Origin of the sequence: Microvirga tunisiensis (genome assembly GCF_009296175.1) — a bacterium.
Taxonomy (GTDB): Bacteria; Pseudomonadota; Alphaproteobacteria; order Rhizobiales; family Beijerinckiaceae; genus Microvirga; species Microvirga tunisiensis.
In genome coordinates this window covers 1-1,341 of the sequence record NZ_VOSK01000759.1, presented here as the reverse complement: position 1 = coordinate 1,341, position 1,341 = coordinate 1, and the positions used below count along the sequence as shown (strand labels likewise).

Annotated in this window: 2 protein-coding genes; both read left to right on the top strand. The window is 59.4% G+C overall.

Features of this window, described 5'->3' with window-relative positions; all coding sequences use genetic code 11:
- The coding region (locus tag FS320_RS43445) for a transposase (RefSeq protein WP_192926244.1) at window positions 1-176 on the top strand (176 nt) is incomplete at its 5' end.
- A 365-nt stretch (window positions 177-541) separates the two neighbouring features.
- Window positions 542-1,341, top strand: an 800-nt coding sequence (locus FS320_RS43440) for a helix-turn-helix transcriptional regulator (protein WP_192926429.1), incomplete at its 3' end; no start/stop codon positions are given.

The following is a 1,341-nucleotide window of genomic DNA, read 5'->3' as shown; positions in this document are numbered from 1 at the left end:
ATCTCGCCCGGGCGGAGTTCGCAACGCTGCGGTTGCGCCTGCTCAAGATCGCCGTGCGGGTGCAGGAAACCACCAGCCGCATCCGACTGGCCTTTGCCTCGTGCTGTCCGGAAGCGGATCTCGTCCGGCGTCTTGCGAGCGCTCTGGCACCCCAGCCCCGGGCGGCCTCGCCCTGAGCGCCGGGGCTGCCATCGCCCCGGTCATCCCATCCCGTCCCTGCCAACGCGTTCCCCACGTTCCAGACCTTGCCGCGGTGAAAGAAACGCAGCGGATCGGCACGCCCGCGCTACCAAATAGGCCCCGAAACAAACTCTGGTGAATAGGAACGGCTAGAGGTACGGAGCTGCTCCAGATCCTTGGGGAGACACGGCAGACGCTGACCGGCCATCGGAAACACTTCCATTGAGGCTGCGATACCGTGATTCTTACCGGCTGAATCTTTGTCGTGGCCAATCCAGGCACCGCTTTCCGGATCTGGTCTTCTATTGGTTAAGTTGACGACCTCGAAGATGTTGTAACAATGTTCCAGAGGAGCGGGAACATGTCGCGGAAAGACTTCGAGCAGACAATCGAGTTTATTCAGGATCTTGATCGGGCGAAGACGCCGGCCGAGGTATGCGGGATGCTGCTGTCAAAGGTCCGCAAGTTTGGGGCTGAGTATATCCTGGCAGGAACCATGCCGTCGCCTGGAACAAGTCGTGAGCAGCAGATCTCAAACATCATCCTTGATCATTGGCCTATTGAGTGGTCCCGCCGCTACTTCGCCCATGGCTATGTCTTCCGCGATCCCGCCATTCGAGGCGTTACAGCGAACATGAGGCCGTTCATGTGGGAGGAACTTGAGCCGCTGTATAGAGATGACCAAACGGCATGGCGGGTTATGGATGAGGCAGGTGATTTCAGGCTCAAGCGAGGCTTTACGATTCCGTTAGTAACACTCGAAGGCGATATCGCAGGTTTCTCCTTGGCGGGCGAGAAGTTGGAGGTTTCGCCCGCAGACAGAGGAATGCTGACCCTGTTGGCAACGTATGCCCTGGGCCGGTCATTCCTACTGCGCGCGGACGACGGGAAGCCGATGCGTTCACTGAGCAGCAGAGAGCAAGAAGCGCTTCAGTGGGCGGCCGAAGGAAAATCGGAATGGGAAACCGGCGAGATCATGGGGATCTCGGAGCATGGCTGTAGCGCGACGCGCGAATGTGTGAGTAAGGCGACGGCCAGATTTACGAGATGTCGCCTCCGGTTGAAGTCGACCTACCGTGTCACGGGACGACACGGAGGAGCGCATGAGCCGGCTCGATCAGGAGGCTCGCATGACTATCAAGGCATTGGCGGCGCGGGGAG